Here is an 18,855-nt window from a genome sequence, read left to right on the forward strand (position 1 = left end):
ACCTATTTATTTATTTTTTAAAAAACAATATTTTTATTAAAAAAAGGTTAAAAAAAACTCACAACAAATTTCTCCGTTGTGCTTTCCACCATCTTTCAGGTACACTTCCCGCACAAGCCTCCAAATAATCTTGGTTAGTACAAGGCAGTAACGCGGCTTTTTTTAGTTTATTGTGTGAATTCGATAAAAATGGTATTTCTATCCACCATCTTTCAGTTTTATCACTCTTGTAGAAAATTAATTCGTCTTCAAGAGTCACTATATATTTAATATAATTTTCTTTTGTGCCAAAAGGATATTCATTTGACCTGTAATGAAAACCTTCAATAAAATACCACATTACCTGAGCTATCAGGCTTGCCTCAGCATCAGAATAATTATGATTAAAAATTCCGAATGAAGTCACTTTATCGCTTATTCCCGCATAACGGGCAAAACTGCATATTTCCTTACCGGAAAAACCATTAGGTACGAAATCAGAAAAATTACCTGAACTGGAAGCACATACTGAAAGCATATCAATCGAAACCAGATCGGCATCACGAAAAACAGGCTCGGATACAGTTTGATTGCTGGTGACTTCCCCCAAACGGTAAGCATCAAAATATAATTTTTCAATTAAATCAATCTCTTCCTGCGGATTGTAATACGTTTGATACCCTATATTACTGAAATTAAAAAGATTATTAGGCTCATCAACAATAATTTTTGTCAGATAAGATTCCGCCAAAGTTCCATTTTCACGTGCAAAATCAAATCTGCTGTCTACTGAAACCAAATTCACCATCTGCTCCAATTGATCATAAGCACGATACATGGCATATGTTAAGTCCTGCGAACCTCCGATTACAATTGGAATGATATTGTTCTTGATTAAATGCGCCACCGCATTCTTTAAAACATAATAAGTATCTTCAATATTTTCTCCGGCAACAATATCACCTAAATCTATTATCTGCGCATTCCAGTTACCCGGAAAAAGAGAATAAAACTCTTTTCTAACCGACGTTAAATCGTTACTGTCATTAGATTTCCCTGCACCCCGATTTTCCAAAACACCTATAACGGCTATTTTAGCACCTTCCAATTTAGGAAATTCATGCTCAGTATTAAATACCGTTCTTTTCCCCAAAGTCTGTGCAGAAAAACTTTGGATATCGATTAGCAAATCAGTATCAATAGGTCTAAAAAAATCAAAAACCATTATTATTTCTTTTTAGTTGCCGTTTTTTTAGCCGTAGTTTTCTTTGCAGCTGTTTTTTTAGCAGGTGCTTTTGCTTCAATAAGTTCTTTTACCTGTTCCAAAGTCAGTTTTGAGGCATCAACATCTTTTCCTAATTCTATTTTAATCTTACCTTTAAGAATAACCGAACGTCCCCAACGTGCTTTTTCCACTTTGATTCCCTCTTCTTCCCAATGGTGAACCAGTTTTTCGCTTTCCTTTTGCATTTTATCCTCAATCAAGGCAACGATATCAGATTGCGACAAATTATCGAAGTTGTATTTTTTACTTACATTGATAAAAATTCCGTTCCATTTGATAAACGGACCAAATCGCCCTACTCCTTTTTGCACATCCATTCCCTGATATTGCCCAATTGGTGCATCAGCCTGATTTTTAGCTTCTATTAATTCCTGCGCTCTTTCAAAAGTCACATCCAAAGGATCTTCTCCTTTTGGCAATGAAATAAAAGTTTTGCCAAAACGTACATAAGGACCAAAACGCCCGTTATTTACTTCAACCTCTTCACCCTGATAATTCCCTAAAACTTTAGGCAGCAGGAAAAGATTCAAAGCTTCTTCCAAAGTAACAGTACCTATATTCTGTTCTGCCAATAAACTTGCGAATTGCTTGTTTTCATCATCCGCTTCACCAATTTGAACCATTGGCCCGAATTTCCCTAAACGAACAGAAACTTGCTTACCTGATTTTGGATCAACTCCTAAAATTCTTTCGCCGCTTTCTCTTTCAGCATTCTTTTCAACATCCTGGACATTTGGATGGAAATGATTGTAAAAATCACTCATCATTTTTTCCCATTCTTTATGTCCTGTGGCAATTTCATCAAAATCCTGCTCAACTTTTGCAGTAAAATTATAATCCAGAATAGTTTCGAAATTTTTAACCAGGAAATCATTCACAATGGTTCCGATATCTGTTGGTACTAATTTCCCTTTATCCGAACCTACATTCTCAGACAATACTTCAGCCTTAACCTCATTGTTTTTCAAAATCAACTGGTTGTATTTTCTTTCTGCTCCTTCAAAATTTCCTTTCTCAACATAATTTCTATTGATTATAGTAGAAATAGTAGGTGCATAAGTAGATGGACGGCCAATACCCAATTCTTCCAATTTCTTAACTAAAGCAGCTTCAGTATAACGGGCTGCAGGTCTTGAAAAACGCTCTGTAGCGGTAATATAATTATTTTTTAAAGTCTCATTTATTTTTAAAGCCGGCAACATTCCTTCTTCCTGCTCATCATCATCGTCATTTCCTTCAAGATACACTTTTAGGAAACCTTCAAATTTGATAACTTCCCCTGTTGCTCCAAAAATTTCTTTATGATTATTTGCTTCGATTTTTACATTCGTACGCTCTAATTGCGCATCACTCATTTGCGAAGCAATGGTACGTTTCCAAATCAAATCATACAAACGCGCCTGATCTCTATCCAAATCAACAGTATGACGGGTCATATCAGTAGGACGGATCGCTTCGTGTGCTTCCTGAGCTCCTTTTGATTTAGTTGCGTAATTACGCGGATTACTAAATGCCGCTCCGTAGTAATTGGAAATTTCGGCCTGCGCCGCCCCCATTGCTTCCTGAGAAAGGTTCACACTGTCCGTTCTCATGTAGGTAATTAATCCGGCCTCGTACAAACGTTGTGCCACCTGCATGGTAATACCCACAGGCATATACAATTTACGGGCAGCTTCCTGCTGCAGTGTTGATGTTGTAAAAGGTGCCGCAGGTGATTTTTTTGTCGGTTTTGTTTCTAAATCCGAAACCTTATATAAAGAACCAATATTTTGCTGTAAGAATTTTTCCGCTTCTTCTTTAGTTCCGAAATTCTTAGAAAGTTTTGCTTTGAAAGTTTTCCCTGCTTCGTTAGCAAATTCTGCCGAAACACTGTAAGAAGCTTCTGACTTAAAGTTCTGGATTTCTCTTTCACGTTCCACAATCAAACGTACTGAAACCGATTGTACACGTCCGGCCGAAAGACCGCTTTTAACTTTTTTCCAAAGTACCGGAGATAATTCATAACCTACCAAACGATCCAACACACGACGTGCCTGTTGTGCATTAACTAAATCATAGTTAATACCTCTTGGGTTTTCAATCGCTTTTTGAATTGCTGTTTTTGTAATTTCGTGAAAAACGATACGTTTCGTTTTGTTTTTATCCAATTTCAATTCTTCCGCCAAGTGCCATGCAATAGCCTCTCCCTCGCGGTCTTCATCGGATGCCAACCAAACAGTTTCTGCTGTTTTAGATAAATCTTTAAGTTTTTTTACCAAAGCCTTTTTATCTGAAGAGACTTCATATTTTGGTTTGAACTTATTAGTAACATCTACCCCAATTTCTTTTGAAGGTAAATCAGCAATATGTCCATAACTTGATTCTACCTGAAACTCTTTTCCTAAAAATTTTTCGATGGTTTTTGCCTTGGCAGGCGACTCTACGATTACTAAGTTTTTTGCCATTTGTATCGTTTAATTATTGGGCAAAAGTAGAAGTTTTTTTTTAATTCCTATTTTTACTTACAAAAACTTCTGATACCAATCATTTTAAGGAATTAAGATTTTATATTTGCACCGAATTAAAAAAACCGAACAAATTGAAAAAAATTACCCTTTTATTACTTCTTTTCAACTGTTACATTTTCTCACAATCAAACAAAGACAGAAAAGAGTTAATTAAACAAACAAACACCAATTATTTATCAGTTTTTTCAGCAAAAAAGAAAGCTGAAGATATTCTTCAAAAGGACAACATCAAAAAATTTGCAGCTAAAAACAATCTGCCTCTTGTAATCTCAAACGACTCTATTTTTTCAGAGTTAGTTGAAATAGACAAAAACAATGTCCCGCTTTATTATTCCACTTTCAACCATGGCGCTGGAATAACAACCAGAGCGAACGAACTTTATACCGGAGGAAGTTTAGGACTTAACATTGAAGGACAGAATATGATTGTAGGCGTTTGGGATGCTGGTTCAGCATACCCTCAACACGAATTATTCGAAGGCAGACTGACAGTTAAAGACAATAGTTCAAAAACACATTATCATTCTGCTCATGTTGCAGGAACACTTATTGGTTCTGACAAATTTCAATCAGGACATGCAAGAGGTATGGCATTTAAAGCCAACGCCAATTCTTACGACTGGAATTCAGATGTTTATGAGATTGCACAAGCAGCTTCAGAAGGATTATTAATTTCAAACCATTCTTATGGATTGAATCCTTCCCTCCTTCCATTAAGCTATTTTGGAAAATATATTGAAAAATCAATGTATATTGACGATATCCTATATAACGCTCCATATTTTCAATATGTTTGCTCTGCCGGCAACACAAGAAATAATGGAATAAATACTGCAAAAAATGGTTTTGACTTACTAACAGATCATGCTGTAAGTAAAAATGCGATTGTTGTTGCGGCTACAGAAGAAGTTTTAAACTATACTGGTTCAAACTCCGTTTTAATGTCAGACTTCAGCAGTTGGGGACCTACAGATGACGGAAGAATAAAACCGGATATTTCAGCAAAAGGAGTAAATACATTTTCCGCAATGAATACTCAGGCAAGCTACAATTATTTATCTGGAACTTCAATGGCATCACCAAGTGTAGCAGGAACATTAACTCTGCTTCAGCAATATCATAATCAAGTCAATGGTAAATTTATGAAAGCCTCAACCTTAAGAGGTTTAACTATTCATACTGCTGACGAAGCAGGTCCTGCACCCGGACCTGATTATATGTTTGGATGGGGATTACTAAATGCAAAAAAAGCTGCATTATTAATTAAAAACAATAAAATCAGTTCAGAAATACAGGAGTTAAAATTATCACAAGGCCAAACTTTTACAAAACAGATAAAAGCAATTGAAAATGAGCCTTTAAAAGTAACTGTTTGCTGGACGGACCCTAAAGGACTGGTTTCCAGCACAACTATTGATGATTCGACTCCAAGTCTGGTCAATGATTTGGATATTAAATTAGTAAAAAACAATTCCACAACTTTTGAACCGTGGCTTTTAGATCCAAAAAACCCTAATTCACCAGCTAAAAAAGGCGACAACATAGTTGACAATGTTGAAAAGATTGAAATTTTAAATCCTACCGGAAGCTATAGTCTGGTTATCACACACAAAGGAACATTAGTTAATAATTCACAAGATTTTTCATTAATAATAAGTGGGGTCAGACAAAGTGATTTCTGGATTACCGCACCGGATTCTAAAATGAATATTTGTGAAAACTCCATCAATTCTATCGAAAAAAATTTCAGCCTAAAAACTTTTAAAGATAAAGCAGGTCTTTATTTATTATCTGTTTTAGATGCTCCTAAAGCACTTGACTGCGAATTAAAAACTAAAATCAGACTTAGTCCGGGCAATTTTAAACTCAAAATCAACGGATTAAACAAATTAACTGCAGGCGAACACTTTATAATAATAAGAGCAAAAAGCAAAGATGAATATTATGATTTTTATTACAACATTACTGTAACATCAAACAATCTATCTAAACCCATCCTTACATCACCAATAAACAACCAGAACGACACGCCGATTAATCAAGTATTCAATTGGGAAAAAGTAGGTGGCGCCAATAGTTATATTTTTGAACTTTCAACTGATAATACTTTTAAAACAAATGTTACCAGATCTACGACAGACACAAACAGTACAACCATAACCGGCCTGAGTCCAAATACTCAATATTTCTGGAAAGTAACAGCCAAGAATAATTGTACTGAATCGGTAAATAACACTACTTTCACCTTTAAGACTATTTGCCCCGTTCCTACAAATGTAACGGTAGGAGAAATTACGAGAAATTCTGCACACATTAACTGGGGGAATAACACAGTAAATTCATGGGAGTATTTTCTAGTTGCAAAAGGAGCAACACCAATTACAGGAACAATTACAAACTCAAACAGTCTTACATTGACCAACTTGGTTTCCAATACATGTTATGATTTTTATTTAAAAACAAATTGCGGTACAACAAAATCACAAATGGCCGGCCCTTTTTCTTTTTGTACTCTTGCAGATTATTGCAATGGTGATCACTTTTACGATACCGGAGGTATAAATGGGTATTATAAAGACGGCGAGAGATATACCAAAACCATAACCCCGGAAAGAAGTGGTGATAGAATAAAAGCTATTTTTCATCAACTTCAATTAGAAAACTGTTGTGACTATTTAACAATTTATAATGGTCCAGACACAAATTCATCTATATTATTTAGAAGTAACGGTACCTTACCAACAAACATCAAATCAACTCACCCTAGCGGTGCTCTGACCTTTCTTTTTACTTCAGACGGAAGTGGTACCGGATCTGGATGGGATGCCAGTATAATTTGTGAACCTATACCCGCGTGTCCTAACCCTCCAAGCAATATTACTTCACTGGAATTAAGAAGCACTGACACTACAATAAACTGGACTGAAAACAACTCATCCACGAGCTGGGAGTATTACTTAGTTCCTCAAAACACACCAATCACCAGTTTACCTGCGGCTACAGTAACAAATTCCAACACGTTACGTTTAGAAAACTTAACTCAGAATACTTGTTATAGCTTTTATGTAAAATCAGTTTGCAACGGAGGTTATTCAGAATTGGTTGGGCCTTATAATTTTTGCACCCCTGTTAATTACTGTGAAAGCGGTAAATTCTACGATACTGGCGGACCAAATGGAAACTATCAAAATGCAGAATATTATACTAAAACAATTTATCCTAATACTTCAGGAGATAGAATCAAAGTTATTTTTGAATCTTTCAATCTTGAAACGTGTTGTGACAGATTAACTATTTACAATGGACCTAACACTTCAAATCCTATATTATATAACGGAAGTTCAATATCACCTGGCACTCTTGCCTCAACGCATACATCCGGAGCTTTAACATTTACTTTTACATCAGATGGAAGTGTAGTTGGAACTGGGTGGAATGCAACAGTTATTTGTGAACCAATGCCTCCTTGTCCGAATAGCCCTTCTAATTTAACAAGTTCAAATATCACAATAAATTCGGCAACTATTAATTGGAATGAAAATGGAGATTCCACATCTTGGGAGTACTTTCTTGTTCCAAGTGGCACCTCTCCTACTGGGCAAGGCACTGTAACAACACAAAAACCTTTAACCTTAACTGACTTAACTTCAAATACAAATTATGACTTTTACATTAAATCTATATGTTCTAATGGGAACTCTGCTTTTTCAAATGTATTAAGCTTTAAAACCTTGGCTGATTATTGCGGAGGAGATCATTTCTATGATACTGGTGGAGCAAATGGCAACTATAAAGGCTATGAAAATTACACAACCACTATACATCCTAATGCAGCCGGCGAAAGAATAAGAGCTACCTTTAACACATTTCAATTAGATGGTTGTTGTGACATATTAACAATTTTTGACGGTACTGACACAAATGCTCCTATTATTTTTAATGGTTCAGCCGCTATAGCGCCATGGACAGCTACAGCAACGAATCCTCAGGGAGCACTTACATTCCGCTTTATTTCTAATTATGCTACAGAAAATTCAGGGTGGGATGCAACTATCATTTGTGAGCCATTTCCTCCCTGCACTTTTGCACCTATTGTTTCAACATCTACTCCAACTAGTAACTCAATTACGATTAATTGGATCAACAACTCAAATACGAGTCAATGGGAATATTTCTTGATGGAAAGAGGAGTACCAATTGGAACAACCGGTACTTTAACTTCAAACAATACTGTCTTGCTTGACAATTTAGCTCAAAATACTTGTTATGACTTTCATATACGTGCTAAATGTAATGACAATATCAACAGCCCTTTTACTGTAATTAATTTCTGCACTGCTATAGATTATTGTATAGAAGGCCGTTTCTATGATTCGGGAGGACCTAACGGTAACTACAAAAACATTGAACACAGTGTTAAAACTATCTATCCAAATAATGGAAGCCAAAAAGTTGCAGTTGTATTTAATTCTTTTAGCACTGAAGCTTGTTGTGATTATTTAAGAATTTACAATGGCCCTACGACGTCTCATCCGCTATTATATAATGCTTACGGAGCAAATTATCCTTCAGCCAAACTGATATCAACTGACATTACAGGTGCTTTAACTTTTGAATTTCATTCGGATGGCAGTGTGATTAGCTCAGGATGGGACGCAACAATTACTTGTGAAACAGTAACCCCTGCCAATGATAATGTTACTAATAAATCTGTAAGCAATACAATGATAGAAGATATTTCTGTATTTCCTAACCCTTTTACAGATAAAGTCAATATCAATTCTAAAAATGCCATTAGTAATTATGTACTCTATGACATAAATTTTAGAGAAATAGATTTTAACAAAATCAACAGCAGTTCATTTGAATTGAATTTGAGCAAACTACCTCAAGGTCTGTATTTAATCAAATTAACAACCAAAGAAGGAAGTTCTTCAATTAAAAAAATCATAAAAAAATAATCCACAAGGGCAGCATTTAAACGCTGCCCTTTGTTTTTATAATGTTAAACATCACTGACATCTTGTCAGAAAACAAAATTTAGTATTATCTTTGCTGGCTCAAAACAGGAAAAGGCACTTTATGGAAAAGGTAATCGACGAAAACAAACAAGGAAGCAGTTTGGTTTTAGACCAAAAGAACGCAAATACTAAAAAGATGTTTATTGAAAGCTACGGATGTCAGATGAATTTTTCTGATAGTGAAATTGTGGCTTCGATTCTTGCTGACCAAGGTTATAACACCACTCAAAACCTAGAGGAAGCCGATTTAGTTTTAGTAAACACATGTTCTATCAGAGATAAAGCTGAACAAACAGTCCGTAAACGTTTAGAGCAATACAATGCTGTCAAAAAAATCAACCCAAACATGAAAGTGGGTGTTTTAGGCTGTATGGCTGAGCGTTTAAAGGAAAAATTCCTTGAGGAAGAAAAAATCGTCGATTTAGTTGTTGGTCCTGATGCCTATAAAGATATTCCCAACTTACTCAGCGAAGTTGAAGAAGGCCGTGACGCTATAAATGTTATTCTTTCCAAGGAAGAAACCTATGGCGACATCCAACCTGTTCGTTTAAACAGTAACGGAGTCAATGCTTTTGTATCGATTACCCGTGGTTGTGATAATATGTGTACGTTTTGTGTAGTGCCTTTTACACGTGGTCGTGAGCGCAGCCGTGAACCACAAAGTATCATAGAAGAAATTCAGGACTTATGGAATAAAGACTTTAAAGAAGTAACTTTATTAGGCCAAAACGTTGACAGTTATTTATGGTATGGCGGTGGTTTGAAGAAAGATTTTGTTAAAGCCAGCGAGATGCAAAAAGCTACTGCGGTTGACTTTACACAATTATTAGATATGTGTGCCGCAAAATTCCCTAAAATGCGTTTCCGTTTTTCAACTTCAAATCCGCAGGATATGCATGTGGAAGTTATTGAAGTTATGGCAAAACATCACAATATCTGTAAATACATTCACCTACCTGTTCAATCAGGAAGCACCCGTATTTTACAGGAAATGAACCGTCAGCACACTCGTGAAGAGTATATGACTCTTGTGGATAAAATTTACGAAATCATTCCAGACATTTCTTTATCACAGGATATGATTTCAGGTTTCCCAACTGAAACCGAAGAAGATCACCAAGATACTTTAAGCTTAATGGAACATTGTAAATATGACTTTGGATTTATGTTTGCCTATTCAGAAAGACCAGGAACTCTTGCTGCCCGTAAAATGGAGGATGATGTTCCTGAAGAAGTTAAAAAACGCCGTTTAAACGAAATCATTGACTTACAGCAAAAATTAGCCTTGGAGCGCACACAACGTTTTGTAGGGCAAATTGTAGAAGTTTTAGTCGAAAAAGATTCAAAACGATCAGACCAGCACTGGAGCGGAAGAAATTCACAAAACACAGTAGTAGTTTTTCCTAAAGAGAATTACAAACCTGGTGATTTCGTTCTAGTAAAAGTAACTGACTGTACTGCTGCAACTTTAATAGGTGAAGCAGTAGGCTATTCAGAAATTATGCAATAACATAAAAGCCACAAATTACACAAATTCACACAAAAAATGGAGTTCTATAAACAAGACGAAAATTATAAAATAGTTGAAATCTGTATGGAAGTTCACAGAATTTTAGGACCTGGTCTTTTAGAAATTGTTCACAAAGATGCTTTAGAAATTGAATTTAAGAACAATAATATTCCTTTTGAAAGAGAGAAAGAATTTACAATTGATTACAAAGGAAATATTTTACCTCTTAAATTTTATGCAGATTTCATTGTTTATGATGAAATCATATTAGAAACTAAATCAGTTAAAGAATTAAACAACGAACATATTGCACAGACTTTGAATTATATGAAACTTGCAGAAACTCAATTGGGAATTATTGCAAATTTTCAAAATAAATCACTGATCCATAAAAGATTAGTTTTCTAATAATTTGTGCCAATTTGTGTAATTTGTGGTTAAAAAATATATGGAAAACGTTCAAGCCATAAAACAACGATTTGAAATCATCGGTAACGACCCGAAGTTAAACCGTGCTATTGAAAAAGCCATTCAGGTAGCGCCAACTGATATTTCGGTATTGGTAACCGGTGAAAGCGGTGTTGGTAAAGAAAATATTCCTAAAATCATACATTCGCTCTCCCACCGCAAACACGGCAAATACATTGCTGTAAACTGCGGTGCGATTCCTGAAGGAACAATAGATTCAGAATTATTCGGACACGAAAAAGGAGCTTTTACAGGCGCGACAAATACCCGTGAAGGATACTTTGAAGTTGCTGACGGTGGCACAATCTTCCTTGATGAAGTCGGCGAGTTACCACTCACAACACAAGTGCGTTTGTTACGTGTACTGGAAAACGGTGAATTCATTAAGGTCGGTTCATCACAGGTACAAAAAACCAATGTACGTATTGTAGCGGCAACCAATGTCAATATGCAGGAAGCCATTGAAAAAGGCAAATTCCGTGAAGATTTATACTATCGTTTAAGCACCGTTGAAATCAGCTTGCCGGCACTTCGCGACCGTAGAGACGACATTCATTTATTGTTTAGAAAATTTGCATCCGATTTTGCCCACAAATACAAAATGCCTCCTATTAAATTGGACGAACCGGCTGTCCAGTATTTGACAAAATACCGTTGGAGCGGTAACATCCGTCAATTACGGAATGCTGCCGAACAAATCTCTGTTTTAGAGACCAACAGAGACATTTCGGCCGCTACCCTACAATCTTATTTACCTAATGAAGGCACTAATTTACCTTCGGTAATCAATAAAAAATCGGAAAGTGATTTTTCATCAGAAAGAGAAATTCTATACAAAATTCTTTTTGACATGAAAAGTGATTTGAACGATTTGAAAAAATTGACTTTGGAACTGATGCAAAACGGCAGTTCTAAAGTGCAGGAAGCAAACAAAGGACTTATTCAGCGTATTTACGGTCAGAAAGAAGAAGAGAAACCTTATTTTGAAGAAGAAACCAGACTTTCAGTCCTTCCAAACGAAGAATCGCAGATTGAGGATGAATTCATAGATGAGGATGAAGATGATGGCAATTATATTTTTGCCGATACTGTGGAAGAAGAAGATTCTTTACGTCTGGATCAAAAAGAAATCGAACTCATCAAAAAAGCGCTGGAACGCAACAAAGGCAAACGCAAAGCCGCTGCTGACGAACTGGGAATTTCAGAAAGGACTTTATACAGAAAAATAAAACAATTTGATTTATAAAAGTAAAATCTGAATCTTAAAACCTAAATTCCAAAAAATAAGTTATTTTTGGTTGGACTCAAACAACATGAAAAACATACAATACATATTTTTATCCCTGATCTCATTGGCATTAACCAGCTGCGGTGTTTACAACTTCACAGGAGCTGGACCAATTAACGCTAAAACCTTTCAGGTTAATACTTTTCAAAATAATTCCGAATTAATCGAACCAGGTATAGACAGACAGTTTACGCTAAGACTTCAGGATTTAATTCAAAATCAAACTAATTTGAACTTAACTGCAAGTAATGGTGATTTAGTTTATGAAGGCGAAATTGTTGATTACCGCATAAGCCCGATGACCGCGACTGCCGATTTAAAGGCAGCTCAAAACCGTTTGACTGTTTCTATCAACTTACGTTTTTCGAATAAAAACAAACCGGAAGAAAATTTTGAAAAACGGTTTTCATTTTTTTACGACTATCCCGGTGACCAACAGCTGACCGGCTCCCAGTTACGAACTGCGCTGGATGAAATTTTTGAGAGAATCACACAAGATATGTTCAATGAGACTTTAGCTAAATGGTAATATGAACTTATCTGAATTTTCACAGCTTCTTAACAATCCCAATACTGTTTTGCCAACGCAAATTACGGAGCTGAACAGTATTTTAAAGGTATATCCTTATTTTCAAAGCGCCAGAAGTTTGTATTTAAAAGGCCTTCAAAAACACGACAGTATAAAATACAATACATCGTTGCGGAAAACAGCTGCTTATACCACAGACAGAACAGTTCTGTTCGATTTGATTACGTCAGAACATTTTGAAACAGTAAACAATAAAGCTCTTGCCAAAGCAGAAACAGTTAAGACAGAAGAAATAAAAGTTTCAGAAATCATACCGACAGAAACAGCTCAGGAACCTGTTATTGAAAACAAACTGGAACAATCGCTGCTGAATTCTATCGAAATTGCTGATTCAGAAGAAAAAAAACCAATAGAAAGCAGTTCAACTGACTTTAGAAGTCCACTCGAACAATCAATAATTTCTTCAATCGGCGCCGCGAATACTGTAACCGAAGAAGAAAAACAGCTTGCAGACAAGGAAAGTATAAAAAAAGAAGAACAACAACAACTTGAAAAAACAGTAACTGAAATGATTTCCTGGTTAGAGGACAAAATAGAGGATGAAGATGAAAAACCTATTTCATTCAATAAAAGCGAAACCCACTCGTTTCAGGAATGGCTGCAACTATCAAAATTAAAACCAATAGAAAGAGAAAATTCAGAAGAAAATTCAGCAGAGAATAACTCTTCCGAGCCCAAAAAGGAGATTGTTGAAAAAATGAAATTGATTGATAAATTCATTGAAAACAACCCTAAAATAGCACCGCCGAAAGAAAATATCCCCGTGCCGGAGTATATTATAAAAAAAGAGGAAACATCTTATTTGATGACTGAAACATTAGCAAAGATTTACCTCGAACAAAAGAAATACAGCAAAGCAATTCAAGCTTATGAAATTTTAATTTTGAAATATCCAGAAAAAAGTAGTTTATTTGCAGACCGAATTTTGGACATTAAAGATTTACAACAAAATAACAACAAGTAAACAATGAGTACATTTACAATTTTCTTAGTATTAATCACTATCGTTTGTTTTTTATTAGTGGTGGTAATCATGGTACAAAACCCTAAAGGCGGAGGATTGTCTTCAACTTTTGGAAGTTCTCAGATGATGGGTGGCGTTCAAAAAACAACAGACTTCTTAGATAAATCAACTTGGTATTTAGCGAGTGCTTTATTAGTATTAATTTTACTATCAAGCTTAAGCTTTAATTCAGGAGGCGATACCGGTTCAAAATTAATCGACGAGTCGGCACCTGCTTCAATTCCTGCTGCGCCAGGAGCAGTTCCAGGAGCAGACAACAAAACTGCAACTCCTGCTGATGCTTCAAAACCTGCAACTGATGCTCCGGCCGGTTCAGCTACTGAAGAGAAAAAATAATTTTTTTTTAGATTTAACGATAAAAAAATGCCAGCCTGTCAGTGCTGGCATTTTTATTTGGTAAATTTGACAGATTTCTTGCCTTGGCATAATTTCTGAAACAACGCTAGCATCAAAATAATAATAACATAAATAATATAATTATGGCATTAAACATTAAACCACTTTCAGACCGCGTAATCGTGGAACCGGCAGCTGCGGAAACACAGACAGCTTCCGGAATTATCATTCCTGATACAGCTAAAGAAAAACCTCAAAAAGGAACTGTGGTAGCTGTAGGAAACGGAAAAAAAGACCAGCCTATGACTGTTCAGGTTGGCGATACTGTTTTATACGGAAAATATGCTGGAACTGATTTAAAATTTGAAGGTAAAGATTACTTAATCATGCGTGAAGAAGACATTCTTGCGATTATCTAATCAAATAACCAAATTAACAAATTGACAAATAAACAATAATATGGCAAAAGATATAAAATTCGATATTGAAGCTCGCGACGGATTAAAACGCGGTGTAGATGCATTAGCTAATGCAGTAAAAGTAACCTTAGGACCAAAAGGTCGTAACGTAATAATTTCTAAATCTTTTGGTGCACCTCACGTAACTAAAGACGGTGTTTCTGTAGCAAAAGAAGTAGAATTGAAAGACACTCTTGAAAACATGGGTGCGCAGATGGTAAAAGAAGTTGCCTCAAAAACTAATGACTTAGCGGGTGACGGAACTACGACGGCTACTGTTTTAGCCCAAGCTATCGTAAAAGAAGGTTTGAAAAACGTAGCGGCTGGTGCCAACCCTATGGACTTAAAACGCGGTATTGACAAAGCAGTTGAGGCTATCGTTGCCGATCTAGGAAAGCAAGCTAAAGAAGTAGGTTCTTCTACAGATAAAATCAAACAAGTAGCTTCAATTTCTGCTAATAACGACGAAGTAATTGGTGATTTAATCGCTACAGCTTTTGGTAAAGTTGGAAAAGAAGGCGTAATTACTGTTGAAGAAGCAAAAGGAACTGATACTTATGTTGATGTAGTAGAAGGTATGCAATTTGACAGAGGATATTTGTCTCCTTACTTCGTAACTAATACTGAAAAAATGGAGGTTGAATTAGAAAGACCTTACATTTTATTATACGACAAAAAAGTTTCTTCGTTAAAAGAATTATTACCAATTCTTGAACCGGTTGCACAATCAAGCAAACCATTGTTAATTATTGCCGAAGATGTAGATGGTGAAGCATTATCTACATTGGTAGTAAACAAATTACGTGGTGCCTTGAAAATTGCTGCTGTAAAAGCACCGGGTTTTGGCGACAGAAGAAAAGCTATGTTGGAAGACATCGCTATCTTAACTGGTGGTACAGTAATTTCTGAAGAAAGCGGTTACACTCTTGAAAACGCTACATTAGAAATGTTAGGAACTGCTGAAAAAGTTTCTATTGATAAAGACAATACTACTCTAGTAAATGGTGCTGGTGAAAACGAAATGATTAAAAATCGCGTAAACCAAATCAAAGCACAAATGGAGTCAACTACTTCAGATTACGACCGTGAAAAGTTACAGGAGCGTTTAGCTAAATTAGCTGGTGGTGTTGCTGTTCTTTACGTTGGTGCTGCTTCAGAAGTTGAAATGAAAGAGAAAAAAGACCGTGTAGACGATGCTTTACATGCTACCCGTGCAGCTGTTGAAGAAGGTATTGTTGCCGGTGGTGGCGTAGCTTTATTACGCGCTAAAGCTGCTTTAGCAAACATCAAAGCGGAGAATGCTGACGAAGCAACAGGGGTTCAAATCGTTTCCCGCGCTATCGAATCTCCTTTGAGAACTATTGTTGAAAACGCAGGCTTGGAAGGCTCTGTAGTAGTGGCAAAAGTTGCGGAAGGCAAAGACAACTTTGGTTACAACGCAAAAACCGATGAATATGTAGACATGCTTGAAGCAGGAATTATTGATCCTAAAAAAGTAACCCGTGTAGCTTTAGAAAATGCTGCTTCAGTTTCTGGAATGATTTTAACTACAGAGTGTGCATTAATTGACATTAAAGAAGATACTCCTGCCATGCCAATGGGTGGTGGAATGCCAGGAATGATGTAATCGAGAGATTATGAATCAATATTATAAAAGGTTGTTCGTTTGAACAGCCTTTTTTATTAAAACTATTCTTACTTCTTAACAAAAAGCTAAACCTTTTTGATACTTGTCTCTAATTGGCTAAGTTTGATTTGGTCAACAAATACAAACTAAAATGCTATTAAAAAACATCATTTACAGCTTTTTTCTGTTAACAGCAGTAAGTCTGTCAGGACAAACCAAACAGGACAGTTTAGCCATTAAACAGGCCGCTCTGGATTACATCGAATCACAGCACAAACCCAATCCGCAGCAAATGGAAAGAGCCTTGCACCCGAGAATGGTCAAACGTACGTTTTGGAAAGACAAAGCCACAGGCAAAGACTATGTAAGGGAAACCTCTACTGAATCTATGATTCTGCTTGCGGAAAGTTATAATAAAAAAAGCAACAAATTTCCTGCCTCTCCTCAAAAAAAAGTGGTTTTTCTGGATGTTTCCGAAAGAACAGCTTCAGTAAAATTAATTGCTGACGAATGGATTGACTATATGCACATTGTAAAACTCAACGGTAATTGGAAAATCATCAATGTTTTATGGCAGTATAACGATGTTAATGAGCATTGAGTTGAGAAAATAATGAGTTAGCGGTCATTGCATATCGAAACCGTGTAAATACAAAACCTATTAAAAAAATGAATACTAGAAAACTTACTTATTTACTTTTGATTTTATCATTCTACATTTGCACTGCACAAAAAAAAGCAATAGATGACGAAAGTTGGTCCAAAATTGTCACAGAATCTAAAACTATAGGTAATATAACATATTACTTCCCTTCTGAAGTTGAAATTCCACGTAGAATTCTAGCAATAAAAGAATGTCAAAAATCAATTGATGAAAATTTGAAACTTATTAGAGAAACAGAGTTCAACAATAAAATGGATATTGATTTTTTAAAATCAAAAAAAGAAATGCTAAAATATGGTGGAATGGCTGCTCAAGGTTTGGCTTATCCCGACAGAGATGTATTCTTTACTTTACTTAAAGACAAAGGCTCGCCTATAAAACACGAAATGATGCATATGATAACTATGTATAAATGGGGAATGCCAGATAGTTCATTAACTTGGATGAATGAAGGTTTAGCAACTTATTCTGGCGGAACTTGTTCCAAATACTCGTTAGAAGAAATCTATAAGTATTTTATTCAGAGTAATAAATTGATTTCTATCGATAAATTATCTGAAGACTTTTATGCAAACCCTGATATGGTTGCTTACACTCAAAGTGCTTTTATTTGTAAATTTCTAATTGACAACTATGGAATATCGAAATTTAAAGAACTTTGGAAAAGCGGGTATGAAAAACTAAACGAAATCTATGGATTTGACTCAAAGACTCTAGAGAATACTTTAAAAAATTATATCAATAAAAATTATCCAAAAGATATAAATTTTGATTGGGAGGAATTTAATAAAGGATGTTAAAAGCAGCGAACCGCTAGCAGCGGTTTCATAAAATTTGGGTTTTAAGTCTTAATGGGAAGGTTTGGGTCCAAATTTCCCAAACTTCATGAGCCGTCGGGACGTTAAAAATATACCTAAACATTTATATAGCATTAATTTCTTTTGGAGGTATATTATTAGTATTATTTTAGCGCCATAAAAAAGGCTTATTTCAACCAAATATTGTAAATCACACGGATAGTGAATACTGAAAGTCAATTATTATTCTTCTTTAGTGCAATTGGAGCATTCAACGGTTTTATACTTGCATTTTATTTTTTTTATACAGCTTATACAAAGAAATTCTCAAATTACTTTCTTGGATGCTTACTCTTTGTAATAAGTACCAGGATAGTTAAATCGGTTTTTTTCTATTTCAATGATGACCTAAATACTATTTTTATACAAATAGGACTTTCAGGCTGTATATTGATTGGTCCTTTCCTTTATTTATATTTTAAAAAACATTTTACAAATGAATTGACAAACTGGGCAATTCATGTATTTCCATACATAATTGGCATAACAATTCTAGGGACAGTTTACCCATATACAAGCAATTTGGATTTATGGAGAAATTGGATTATAAGAGGTATTTATCTCCAATGGTTTCTATATATTGTCTTTTCATTTCTTTACATCAAAGACATTGTAAAAGTTCCTTTTTCTCAAAATAGAAAAGTAAAAAAGATCGATCTCTGGATATTAAGTGTGTATTTTGGAGTTGTAACAATATTTTTGGCCTATTATACCTCTTCCTATACTTCATACATTGTAGGTGCATTATCATTTTCGTTTGTATTGTATTTAATCATCCTTCTGCTGATTTTTAAAAAAGGCAAAAACAATTCATTTTTTGAAGAAAAAACAAGATATGAAAGTAAAAAACTCGATAGTGAAACAGTACTTGAAATTGAGCAGAAAATTTTGTTGATAGCTGAAAATGAGTTGTATTTAAACCCACAACTTACACTTTTGGATACCGCAAAAGAATTGAACATTTCTTCACACATCCTGTCTCAGGTTCTTAATGAGAAATTTAATAAGTCGTTTACCTCATATATAAATGAGTTAAGAATCAAAAAAGCCAAAACTTTACTTATAACCAACAAAAATCTTACTATAGAAGGCATTGGGTACGAAAGTGGCTTTAATTCCAAATCTTCTTTTTTTACACACTTCAAAAAAATAACAAACCAAACACCTTCCGAATTTCAAAAATTTGGGGTTTATAGTTCAGATTTATAGATTTGAACCGATTTTAATTGACCTTGTACTCTC

General features: G+C 35.2%; 14 protein-coding genes. 12 read left to right on the plus strand and 2 right to left on the minus strand.

Annotation, left to right across the window (positions count from 1 at the left end):
- Window positions 1-58: 58 nt before the first annotated feature.
- Together EZM65_RS10285 and topA are read right to left on the minus strand one after the other, a co-directional pair.
- The gene (locus EZM65_RS10285) at window positions 59-1,204 is read right to left on the minus strand and encodes a formimidoylglutamase (protein ID WP_136668475.1); all 1,146 of its coding nucleotides are present in this window, start codon (window positions 1,202-1,204) and stop codon (window positions 59-61) included.
- A gap of 2 nt (window positions 1,205-1,206) precedes the next feature.
- Window positions 1,207-3,708, minus strand: coding sequence for a type I DNA topoisomerase (gene topA, locus EZM65_RS10290; protein WP_136668476.1), 2,502 nt, complete (start codon window positions 3,706-3,708; stop codon window positions 1,207-1,209).
- A 134-nt stretch (window positions 3,709-3,842) separates the two neighbouring features.
- On the opposite strand from topA, the gene EZM65_RS10295 reads away from it, so the two are divergent.
- The 12 genes from EZM65_RS10295 (at window position 3,843) to EZM65_RS10350 (ending at window position 18,822) form a co-directional block, all read left to right on the plus strand.
- Window positions 3,843-8,732 carry a S8 family serine peptidase gene (locus EZM65_RS10295; protein WP_136668477.1) on the plus strand — a complete coding sequence of 1,630 codons (4,890 nt, stop codon included), beginning with the start codon at window positions 3,843-3,845 and terminating at the stop codon, window positions 8,730-8,732.
- Between the two features lie 121 nt (window positions 8,733-8,853).
- Window positions 8,854-10,302, plus strand: a complete 1,449-nt coding sequence (gene miaB / locus EZM65_RS10300; protein ID WP_136668478.1) for a tRNA (N6-isopentenyl adenosine(37)-C2)-methylthiotransferase MiaB — start codon at window positions 8,854-8,856, stop codon at window positions 10,300-10,302.
- Between the two features lie 36 nt (window positions 10,303-10,338).
- Entirely contained in the window at window positions 10,339-10,710 is a 372-nt protein-coding gene (locus EZM65_RS10305) for a GxxExxY protein (RefSeq protein WP_136668479.1), read from the plus strand.
- A gap of 40 nt (window positions 10,711-10,750) precedes the next feature.
- Window positions 10,751-12,016: a sigma-54-dependent Fis family transcriptional regulator gene (locus EZM65_RS10310; protein ID WP_136668480.1), complete on the plus strand. Its 1,266-nt coding sequence runs from the start codon at window positions 10,751-10,753 to the stop codon at window positions 12,014-12,016.
- Between the two features lie 67 nt (window positions 12,017-12,083).
- Window positions 12,084-12,587 carry an LPS assembly lipoprotein LptE gene (lptE, locus tag EZM65_RS10315; protein ID WP_136668481.1) on the plus strand — a complete coding sequence of 168 codons (504 nt, stop codon included), beginning with the start codon at window positions 12,084-12,086 and terminating at the stop codon, window positions 12,585-12,587.
- A gap of 1 nt (window position 12,588) precedes the next feature.
- Window positions 12,589-13,611: a tetratricopeptide repeat protein gene (locus EZM65_RS10320; RefSeq protein WP_136668482.1), complete on the plus strand. Its 1,023-nt coding sequence runs from the start codon at window positions 12,589-12,591 to the stop codon at window positions 13,609-13,611.
- 3 nt (window positions 13,612-13,614) lie between these two features.
- Entirely contained in the window at window positions 13,615-14,007 is a 393-nt protein-coding gene (gene secG / locus EZM65_RS10325; protein ID WP_136668483.1) for a preprotein translocase subunit SecG, read from the plus strand.
- A gap of 143 nt (window positions 14,008-14,150) precedes the next feature.
- Entirely contained in the window at window positions 14,151-14,426 is a 276-nt protein-coding gene (groES, locus tag EZM65_RS10330) for a co-chaperone GroES (protein WP_073310092.1), read from the plus strand.
- 40 nt (window positions 14,427-14,466) lie between these two features.
- Complete coding sequence (groL, locus tag EZM65_RS10335; protein ID WP_136668484.1) at window positions 14,467-16,092, plus strand: chaperonin GroEL; 1,626 nt, start codon at window positions 14,467-14,469, stop codon at window positions 16,090-16,092.
- A 151-nt stretch (window positions 16,093-16,243) separates the two neighbouring features.
- Window positions 16,244-16,693, plus strand: coding sequence for a nuclear transport factor 2 family protein (locus tag EZM65_RS10340; protein ID WP_136668485.1), 450 nt, complete (start codon window positions 16,244-16,246; stop codon window positions 16,691-16,693).
- 68 nt (window positions 16,694-16,761) lie between these two features.
- Complete coding sequence (locus tag EZM65_RS10345; protein ID WP_136668486.1) at window positions 16,762-17,556, plus strand: peptidase MA family metallohydrolase; 795 nt, start codon at window positions 16,762-16,764, stop codon at window positions 17,554-17,556.
- A gap of 498 nt (window positions 17,557-18,054) precedes the next feature.
- Window positions 18,055-18,822, plus strand: a complete 768-nt coding sequence (locus EZM65_RS10350) for an AraC family transcriptional regulator (protein WP_169051695.1) — start codon at window positions 18,055-18,057, stop codon at window positions 18,820-18,822.
- The last annotated feature ends 33 nt before the right edge of the window (window positions 18,823-18,855 follow it).

Source organism: Flavobacterium sp. H122 (assembly GCF_004959765.1).
Lineage (GTDB): Bacteria > Bacteroidota > Bacteroidia > Flavobacteriales > Flavobacteriaceae > Flavobacterium.